Origin of the sequence: Mycobacterium sp., assembly GCF_035314905.1 — a bacterium.
GTDB lineage: Bacteria > Actinomycetota > Actinomycetes > Mycobacteriales > Mycobacteriaceae > Mycobacterium.
In genome coordinates this window covers 22,193-30,402 of the sequence record NZ_DATFYW010000069.1, presented here as the reverse complement: position 1 = coordinate 30,402, position 8,210 = coordinate 22,193, and the positions used below count along the sequence as shown (strand labels likewise).

Genomic DNA, 8,210 nt, shown 5'->3' with positions numbered 1-8,210 from the left:
ACCCGCGAAGACCACCACGGCGTGACGATGGTGACGGGCTGGGACGAGGCCGTTGCGGTCTACAACGACGCCGACACGTTCTCCTCCTGCATCGCGGTGACCGGTCCGTTCCCCGGCTTTCCGGTTCCGCTCGAGGGTGATGACGTCACGGAGCTGATCGAGAAGCACCGCGACGAGTTGCCGTTCAGCGACCAGCTGCCGACGCTCGACCCGCCCACGCACACCAACCACCGTTCGTTGCTGATGCGGTTGATCACCCCCAAGCGCCTCAAGGAGAACGAGGACGCGATGTGGCGGCTCGCCGATGAGGTCCTCGACACGTTCCTCCCACCCGGGGAGGGCGAGTTCATCAAGGGCTTCGCCGGACCGTTCACGCTGCTGGTCATCGCCGATCTGCTCGGCGTGCCGGATGAGGACCGAAACGAGTTCGTCGACAACATCCGCCACCACGCCGGCGGCGGCGTGGGCAGCACGGGTGAAGCGCTCGCGCACAGTCCGCTGGAGTTCCTCTACGGGCGATTCGCTTCCTACATCGAGGACCGCCGCCGCGCACCGCGAGACGACGTGCTGACGGGCCTGGCCTCCGCCGAGTTCCCGGACGGCTCCACACCCGACGTTGCCGCCGTCGCCCGCGTTGCCACCAACGTCTTTTCAGCCGGTCAGGAAACCACGGTGCGCCTGCTGGGGACCGCGCTCAAGGTGCTCGGCGAGCGCCCCGACATTCAGCAGCTGCTGCGTGAGGACCGCAGCCGCATCCCGAACTTCATCGAGGAGGCGTTGCGGATCGAGAGCCCGGTCAAGGGGGATTTCCGGCTGTCCCGGGTCCCGACCACCGTCGGCCGGACCGACCTCGCGGCGGGCACCACGCTGATGGTGTGCAACGGCGCCGCCAACCGCGACCCGCGCCGCTTCGAGGATCCCGACACGTTCGATCCGGCGCGCAAGAACGCCCGCCAGCACCTGGCCTTCGGCCGTGGCATCCACACCTGCCCCGGCGCACCGCTGGCCCGGGCGGAGGCGCGGGTGGGCATCGAGCGCCTCCTGGATCGGACGACCGACATCAAGATCTCCGAGAGCAAGCACGGCGCCGCGGGTAACCGTCGCTACCGGTACGTTCCGACGTACATCCTGCGCGGCCTTACCGAATTGCATCTGGAGTTCACACCCGCGCAGGACAAGAGCCGATGAAGGTGAGCGTCGACGACCAGCGTTGTCGGGGGCACGGCGTGTGTGTGACGCTCTGCCCCGAGGTGTTCACGCTGACCGACGACGGCTACGCGGTGGTGGAAGATCCCGACGTTCCGAAAGATTTGGAGGCCGCCGCCCGGGAGGCGATCGAGTCCTGCCCCGAGCAGGCGATCAGCGAGACCACACCGGCAACGGGAGACTGAATGCCGAAGGGATATGTCATCCTCACCGAGGCCATCAAGGATCCCGCGGGGATGGCCGCCTACGCGAAGGCCGCGGCAGCGGCGATGACGAAGGGCGTCACGGTCCTGTCGGTCGATCAGCAGCCCCGGGTGCTCGAAGGCGATTGGCACGGCGACCAAACCGTCGTGCTGGAGTTCGAGTCGGTGGACGCCGCCCGCGCCTGGTATGAGTCCGAGGAGTACCAGAAGGCCGCCAAGTTGCGTCAGGCCGCGGCCGACTGCAACGCGGTGATCGTTGCCGGGCTGCCGTAACCTCCGCGCGGCGCCGGGCTGCCGTAACCTCCGCGCGGCGCCGGATCAGCGTAATCTCCGCGCGGCGCCCGATCAGTAGGGGTCGAGCGGGCCGACCGGTGTGGTCGTGGTGGCGCGCACGAGCAACTCGGCGAGTTCGCGCGGGCGGCTCATGAACGGCGAGTGGGACGTGTCGATCGTCAGTTGCTCGACGCCGAGCCGGCGCGCCACGGTGTCGGCCAGCCAGCGAGGCATGGACCGGTCCTGCAGGCAGAGGATGAAGCTGCGTGGCAGGTCCGCGGCCCAGAATCGGGGAATCGACACCGGCGTGATCGTGGTGTCGCCGAACCGCTCCGGTCCGAGACGCTCGTAGGCCCAGCGCGCGGTCGCCTCGTCGCAATCGTGGTAGAAGTACTTCCACGCGCCTTCGAAGTCGGCGAACGTCATCGCGCCGTCGTCACTGAAGTGCAGGTACCCCAACATTTCTCCGACGTCCGCCTCGAACTCGCCGTCCTCGGCGTCACGCATCGCCATCGCCTCGGGATAACTGCGCCCCTCACGGGGCAGTGCCGCGGCCAGGTAGACGATGTGGCTCACGAGATCCGTTGCGGCATCGGCTGCAAGCGTCGCGTCGAAGCCGCCGCCCGAGTGACCCACCAGGACGTCGCCGGCGCGCACCACCGAGACGATCGCCTCCCGCCGGTTGGCCAGCGTCGACTCCTCGTCTACCCGGGCGCCGTGGCCGGGCAGGTCGACGGCAACGCCTTCGTGGCCGAGCCGTTCCAGTTCGGTAATTGTCCGGCTCCAGCACCATGCGGCGTGAAAGCCGCCGTGCACGAACACGAATCGCATTGTGTGAGACCCTCCGGGGTCAGTCCTCGACGATGGAGATGGCCTGCCGCGGGCATTGGCGGACCGCTTCGCGGATGTCGTGCTCGTTTTCCGGTGTCACTTCGTCGTCGAGAATGTTGAGGTAGTCCTGCTCGTCGAGCTGGAACACCTCGGGGATGATTCCCATGCAGACCCCGTTGCTCTCACACAGCCCGAAGTCGACTTGCACCTTCACCGCAACACCTTGACCGGGACGTTGGAGTAGCCGGCGACGTTCTGCATGTGGACGCGTTCCAGCCCGTCCCAGTTGACTTCGTAGCGCGGCATGAAGTCCAGCAGCTTCTCCAGTGCGATCGCGCTCTCCATCCGGGCCAGGGCCGCGCCGAGGCAGCTGTGAATTCCGTACCCGAGGCCGAGGTTCTGCGCCTCGCTGCGGTCGCGGTCGATGTCGAACTTTTCGGCATCGGTGAACGCCTCCGGATCGCGGTTCGCCGCGGCGCCGATCAGGAACACCGGCTTGCCCGCCGGGATCGTGCCATCGCGCAGGCGGGCCTCCCCGAGGGTGTAGCGAACGTTGTACTGGACGGGTCCTTCGTAGCGCAGCAGCTCTTCCACTGCGGCGGGAATCTTGCTGCGGTCCTCGAGCAGTTTCTGCCACTGGTCGGGATTCTTCGCGAAGACCACCGCCGCGGTCCCCACCAGCTTGGTCACCGTCTCCGCGCCGGCTCCACCGAGTAGCGTTGCGAAACCGGTGATCTCGATGTCGTCGAGCTTGCCCGTGTGGCCGTCCTCGCGCGGGATCTCCGCCGCGATCAGCCGGCTGATCATGTCGTCCTGCGGGTTCGCGCGCCGCTCCTGGATGAGGTTGTAGTAGAACATTGCGCTGTCGATGGTGGCCTTCATGCCGGCCTCGCCCATCTCGGTCTGCCCGGGTTCGCGGTGCAGGCTGGTGTCGATCCAGTGCCGGACCTGCTGGCGCCACTCCTCCGGGATCCCCGCCATCCGGGTGATGACCTCCACCGGGAACGGGCCGGAGAAGTCCTGGACGACATCGAACTGATCGGGATCGGCCGCGCTGAGATAGTGGTCGATGAGTTCGATGACCGTTTCCCGCTGCGACTGGATCGCGCGGGGAGTGAACGCCTTGTTGAGCAGGCCGCGCATGTGGCGGTGGTCGGGCGGATCCATGAAGATGATCGACTTCTGGGGGACCTCGCCGCTTCTCACCATGGCCAGATCGCATCCGCGGGCCGACGAATACGTCCCGAAATCCTTGAACGCCGCTGCCACGTCCTCGTGGCGGGTCAGCGCATAGAAATCTTCTTCCTCGTCGTAGTACACCGGCGCTTCCTCACGCATGCGCCGGTAGATCTCGAACGGGTTGTTGAAGAACTCTTCCGAGAACGGGTCGAAAACCAGCTTTGCCTTGGTCATTGCATCCTCCTCAGCTGCGCGGTGAAACCTCAGACGGCGGTCGAGACGTTGATGACGTCGTCGAGGACGCCCAGATCGGTGCCGAGTTCGGCAACGGTCCTTCTGACCACGGCGACGTCTTTGCCGATGAATTCGCCCACGGCGTGGGTGAACGTCGAAACCGATCCGGCGGCGGCGATGCTGCCGAGGGCGCGACTGGAGGCGCTGCCGTGCGGCAGTGCCTCCAGAAGTGTCGCCTCGGCGATCCCGAGCCGCGCTGCCAGACGGACGGCTTGGGCGGCGAGCCCGATCTGGGCGGCGAAAAGCGCGTTGTTGATCAGCTTGACGCGTTGTCCGGCGCCCGTCGGCCCGACGTGAAGTATCGGGTCGCCGTAGCACGCGAGAACCGGACGGGTTCGGGCCACGGCGTCGTCGGAGCCGCCGACGAACAACGTCACACGTCCCGCCGCCACGTCGTGCGGCCCCCCGCTGACCGGGGCGTCGATGACGTCGATCCGCGGCGCGGCGGCCGCGATCGTCTCGACGGTACGGGGACTCCCGGTGGTGTGAACCACCAGCGCGGATTGCCCGGGCATGCGGGCGAGCAGCTCACCCTGCATGCAGATCTCGTTGACTTGTTCGTCGGTGAAGACACACACAATGACGACATCGGCGACCTCGGCCACCTCGGCCAGGGTGGTGACGGGTTCTGCACCAAGCTCTTTGAGATCGGCGCGTCTGTCGGCCGACCGGCCCAGCGCGCGCACCCGGTGGCCCGCGCCGGCGAGCCGGGCGACCATGGGGCCTCCCATGCGCCCGGTTCCGACGAAGCCGACGCGCGTCACCGTGGGTGATCCATCAACTTCAGGGCGGCGTCGGCGGCGTCGAGCACCGCGCCCGGCGATGCGTGCGCTTTCTCGGCGAGGTCGGCCACCAGCCGGACGTCCTTCTGCAGCAATGCCCCGGCGACCTGGGTGAGGGTGTCCAGCCTGCCGCCGAGCGCTGCGATGCTGTTCAGAGCCGCGCTGGTCCCCGAGCCGCGCGTGATCACTTCGGTAAGGCTGGCGGTGGAGACCCCGAGCGCTTCGCCGAGCGCCAGCGCGGTCTTGGCCGTCGCCAGGTTGGCGGTGAAGAGCAGATTGTTCAGCAGCTTGGTCACCTGTCCGGATCCCAGACCGCCGAGGTGGACGATGGGGTTGGCGTAGGTCTCGAACACCGGTCGGCAGCGCTCCACCACGTCCGCATCGCCGCCGACCATCACCAGCAGCCGCCGTTCGGCCACCGCCGGGGCGCCGCCGCTGACCGGCGCGTCGATCACCGAGACACGCTTCGCCGCAGCGGTCTCGGCGAGCTTGCGACACGTATCGGGGTGGACCGTGCTGTGCACGGCGACCACGCCCCCTTCCGTCATCCCGGCGAGTACGCCGGTGTCGCCGCCGAGAACTTCCTCGACGTCGGCGTCGCCGACCACGCAGATGCACACCAGGTCGCTGGCCGCGCCCAGTTCGGCCGGTGACCCGGCGACCTTCGCGGCGGTGTCGGTGAAGGGCTCGAGCGACGCGGGGCGGCGCGCCCATAACGTGGTGTCAAAGCCGGCGTCGACGATCTGGCGCGCCATCGGCCCGCCCTGGCTGCCCAGCCCGATGAATCCGACGCGCATCAACAGGCCTCCGATTCGACGCAGGCGCCCTTGCGCGCGACGACACATTCCTCGGCGAACGACAGGACCTTCAGGTGGTATGCCGCGGCGCTGAGACCGACGCTGAGATTGTGTCCGGATTCGGCCTGCAAACCCACGACGACGCGGGGAGAGGCCGTGAACATGTCCGCAATGTCGGTCAGCGCCGCCGGACCCGATTCCCAGACGTTCTCGTGGTCACCGGCAATGAACTGCACCGGCGCCCTCACTTTCGCTGCAAGAGCCGGAAACTCCTGCCTCGCCCAGGTTTTCACGACAACGGACTCGTATGGGGCGCCACCCGAGGAGATCGCGGCACCGCCGACGAGCTCGGGGGGATACAGATGCGTCGGCTGCCACAGATGACTGCGCAACCCGCGGCGCATCTCGTCGTGGTCGGGCGCTGTCAGGATGGCTCGCGCGGCGGCGTTGTGTCGACGGCCGGTGCCCGCCATTGCGACGCCGAGCAGGTCGGCACCACGCGCGTCGGTCGCCATCCGCAGCGCCAGTTCGCAACCGAGCGAGTGCGCGAACAGGAACATGCCCGCACCGCGCGGAGCCCGGTCGAGCAGCCCCTCCACGGCGTGGTAGGCGAGGTCCACCCGCTGCCCGGGGCGTGCCATGGCGTCCGGGTATCCGGCGGAGCTGCCGTAGCCGGGTCGGTCGAGCGCGACGACGGTGAACCCCAGCGACGCGCCGATCCTCAAGAGCGACAGCCGTGGTCGGCCGGGGCAGTCGAAATACGCCGACGTCGTCCCGCCGCCGTGAAGGGCGACGACGAGCGCGCGGGGTTCCGCTGCTTCGGCGACCAATGCAGACATCGGGACGCCGTCGACATCGGCGACGCGGCGCACCACGGCATCGATCGCGCTCACGTGGCGGCCCGCAACATGATCACACCGCTCGGGGTCAGGCCGCCGCTGCTGACGACCCCGACGCGGGCATTCGCGACCTGGCGCTCGCCGGCCTCACCCCGGAGCTGGGTGACGGCCTCGTGCACCAGTCCCATGCCGTGCGTGCGGCCGTGCGACAGTTGACCGCCGTGGGTGTTCAGTGGCAGCACGCCGTCTCGGGCGATGTTCGTCCCGCCGTCGAGGAAGTCCTTGGCCTCCCCGATTCCGCAGAAGCCCAGTGCCTCGATCCACGACAGGCAGTTGATCGTGAACCCGTCGTAGAGCTCCGCGACGTCAACGTCGTCCGGCCGCAGGGATGTTCGTGTCCACAGGTGCGCCGCCTGCCCGAGGGCCTGCGGTTCGTGCGTCAGCGTGCTCTGGTCCCAGTCGAGCCGCTCGATGATCTGCGTCCCGACCGCCTCGACGAAAACGGGTGGCTTGGCCAGGTCGCGTGCGGCGTCCACGTGGGACACGATCACCGCCACGGCTCCGTCGCACGGCACGTCGCAGTCGTACAGACCGAATGGCGTGGTGATCATTCGCGCGTCGAGGTAGTCCTCCATCGTCAACGGTTTGCGATAGATGGCCGTCGGGTTGAGTTGGGCGTTGGCCCGCTGGTTCAGGGCGATCCAGCCGAGCGTTTCCCTGGTCGTCCCGTAGCGGTGGAAATGGCGCTGCGCGTTCTGCGCCAGCGTGTGCGCCGCCGAGACTGCGCCGAAGGGAAAAAACCAGCTGTCGGTGCGGGCCGGCGGCGCGATCTTGCCCTGCTTGACGAGCTCGGCGTACGTGGCTTCCCACAGCGTGCGGAAACACAGCACATGACGCGCGAGCCCGGTGGCGACCGCGAGCATCGCGGCGATCACCGATCCGCCGGGGCCGAATGTCTCGATGCCGCCGTTGTGCCATGTCGGCCGGATGCCGAGCGCGGATTCGAGCGCCGTGACGCCGCCCTCGCCGAACGGGCCGACATTACCGCCGCCCGGGTATGTGGACAGCCCGTCGATGTCGTCGATGGTCAGGCCGGCGTCGGCGATCGCCTCCTCACAGGCCTGCACCGTCAGCGACAGTGGTGGGACCATCAAGCGCCGGCCGATCTCCGACATGCCGATCCCGGTGAGCGCGACCTTGTCCTCGAACTTCTCCTCGGTGAGCATCGGGCGGACATGCTCGCCGAAGCGCTCCGGCGCGATCTCGTCCGTGGGCAGGGGAGCGGGTTGCTCGCCATCCTCGGCCGCCGGCCGGAACAGCGGCAACCAGACGTCCTCGAGCTTCTCGAAGACGACCTCCATCAGCTGGCCGATGTCCAGCTCATCAGGGTCGCACTCGACGATGTTGGTGGTCAGCCGGACGCGGGGATCCTCGACGATCGCCACCTGGGCCACCACGTAGGGCGGCTCCAGACCGGGCAGGCTGAACCGGTGGTTGACCGTGAACGAGCTCAGCGTTGCCTTCCCGGAGACCGCGCGCACCCCCATCTCGTGCGATCGGCAGTACCGGCACACCGGCTGAGGCGGGTGGATCAGGGCGCTGCAGCGGGTGCATTCCTGCACGCGCAGCACACCGTCGCCACCGGAGCGGAAGAAGAACTCGTTTTCGCTGGTGATCGACGGCAACGGCCGGCCCGGCGCGTCAGCCACATTGCGTCCTGCGGATGAGGGGAGTGATGGCAGCCTCCAGCGCGACATCGCATTGAGCGGTGATGAGAATCACGTTACCAGTTTCCGGTATCAGGAA

Annotated in this window: 10 protein-coding genes; 3 read left to right on the top strand and 7 right to left on the bottom strand. The window is 68.0% G+C overall.

Annotated elements, in window-relative coordinates; all coding sequences use genetic code 11:
* From VKG81_RS05415 to VKG81_RS05405, 3 genes are all read left to right on the top strand, one after another.
* Positions 1 to 1,188 (top strand): cytochrome P450 (locus VKG81_RS05415; RefSeq protein WP_324390425.1); only part of this gene is annotated, 1,188 nt, incomplete at its 5' end.
* On the top strand, positions 1,185 to 1,391 hold the full coding sequence (locus VKG81_RS05410; RefSeq protein ID WP_324390423.1) for a ferredoxin: 207 nt from the start codon (positions 1,185 to 1,187) through the stop codon (positions 1,389 to 1,391). The genes VKG81_RS05415 and VKG81_RS05410, both read left to right, overlap by 4 nt.
* Positions 1,392 to 1,682, top strand: a complete 291-nt coding sequence (locus VKG81_RS05405) for a DUF1330 domain-containing protein (RefSeq protein WP_324390421.1) — start codon at positions 1,392 to 1,394, stop codon at positions 1,680 to 1,682.
* Between the two features lie 72 nt (positions 1,683 to 1,754).
* Here VKG81_RS05405 and VKG81_RS05400 read toward each other — a convergent pair whose 3' ends face one another.
* The 7 genes from VKG81_RS05400 to VKG81_RS05370 are packed head-to-tail and all read right to left on the bottom strand — an operon-like array spanning position 1,755 to position 8,161.
* Entirely contained in the window at positions 1,755 to 2,513 is a 759-nt protein-coding gene (locus tag VKG81_RS05400) for an alpha/beta fold hydrolase (RefSeq protein WP_324390419.1), read from the bottom strand.
* A gap of 19 nt (positions 2,514 to 2,532) precedes the next feature.
* Entirely contained in the window at positions 2,533 to 2,727 is a 195-nt protein-coding gene (locus tag VKG81_RS05395; protein WP_324390417.1) for a ferredoxin, read from the bottom strand.
* Entirely contained in the window at positions 2,724 to 3,926 is a 1,203-nt protein-coding gene (locus VKG81_RS05390; RefSeq protein ID WP_324390415.1) for a cytochrome P450, read from the bottom strand. Before VKG81_RS05390 ends, VKG81_RS05395 begins: the two co-directional genes overlap by 4 nt.
* A 29-nt stretch (positions 3,927 to 3,955) precedes the next feature.
* The gene (locus VKG81_RS05385; protein WP_324390413.1) at positions 3,956 to 4,750 is read right to left on the bottom strand and encodes an NAD(P)-dependent oxidoreductase; all 795 of its coding nucleotides are present in this window, start codon (positions 4,748 to 4,750) and stop codon (positions 3,956 to 3,958) included.
* Positions 4,747 to 5,565, bottom strand: a complete 819-nt coding sequence (locus tag VKG81_RS05380) for an NAD(P)-dependent oxidoreductase (protein WP_324390411.1) — start codon at positions 5,563 to 5,565, stop codon at positions 4,747 to 4,749. The genes VKG81_RS05385 and VKG81_RS05380 overlap by 4 nt, the downstream gene beginning before the upstream one ends.
* Positions 5,565 to 6,458 (bottom strand): alpha/beta hydrolase, encoded by an 894-nt coding sequence (locus VKG81_RS05375; RefSeq protein ID WP_324390409.1) that lies wholly within the window; start codon positions 6,456 to 6,458, stop codon positions 5,565 to 5,567. Before VKG81_RS05375 ends, VKG81_RS05380 begins: the two co-directional genes overlap by 1 nt.
* Positions 6,455 to 8,161, bottom strand: a complete 1,707-nt coding sequence (locus VKG81_RS05370; protein ID WP_324390407.1) for a thiolase C-terminal domain-containing protein — start codon at positions 8,159 to 8,161, stop codon at positions 6,455 to 6,457. The genes VKG81_RS05375 and VKG81_RS05370 overlap by 4 nt, the downstream gene beginning before the upstream one ends.
* Positions 8,162 to 8,210: the final 49 nt, after the last annotated feature.

Bases quoted from the DNA above. Each gene is read 5' to 3' on its own strand.
- VKG81_RS05410 (WP_324390423.1), top strand. From the start codon at position 1,185: ATGAAGGTGAGCGTCGACGACCAGCGTTGTCGGGGGCACGGCGTGTGT.
- VKG81_RS05405 (WP_324390421.1), top strand. From the start codon at position 1,392: ATGCCGAAGGGATATGTCATCCTCACCGAGGCCATCAAGGATCCCGCG.
- VKG81_RS05400 (WP_324390419.1), bottom strand. From the start codon at position 2,513: ATGCGATTCGTGTTCGTGCACGGCGGCTTTCACGCCGCATGGTGCTGG.
- VKG81_RS05390 (WP_324390415.1), bottom strand. From the start codon at position 3,926: ATGACCAAGGCAAAGCTGGTTTTCGACCCGTTCTCGGAAGAGTTCTTC.
- VKG81_RS05380 (WP_324390411.1), bottom strand. From the start codon at position 5,565: ATGCGCGTCGGATTCATCGGGCTGGGCAGCCAGGGCGGGCCGATGGCG.
- VKG81_RS05370 (WP_324390407.1), bottom strand. From the start codon at position 8,161: ATGTCGCGCTGGAGGCTGCCATCACTCCCCTCATCCGCAGGACGCAAT.